At 62.5% G+C, this 253-nt stretch carries 1 pseudogene; it reads right to left on the reverse strand.

From position 1 onward, the window contains the following. Window positions 1-253: pseudogene (locus tag FCK22_RS18485) on the reverse strand (ATP-binding cassette domain-containing protein); the annotation flags it as partial.

Here is a 253-nt window from a genome sequence, read left to right on the forward strand (position 1 = left end):
TTTTCTCCAACACCGCCTCATCCGCCGGACGGCCAAACAGCCCGCGCGAGAAGCGCACGGTGTTGATGACCTTCTCAAAGGGTTCGAGATTAATCTCCTGCGGGACCAGCCCGATCATGGAACGGGCGCGCGGAAATCATCCCGAATGTCATGGCCGCCGACGGTCACCCTGCCGCTGGTCGCAGTGGTGATGCCGCAGATGGTCGAAATGAGCGTCGTCTTCCCCGCCCCGTTCGAGCCCAGAAGCGCGAGA

The organism is Sulfitobacter sp. 15WGC, from assembly GCF_005068605.1.
In the GTDB taxonomy this organism is placed as follows: Bacteria; Pseudomonadota; Alphaproteobacteria; order Rhodobacterales; family Rhodobacteraceae; genus Sulfitobacter; species Sulfitobacter faviae.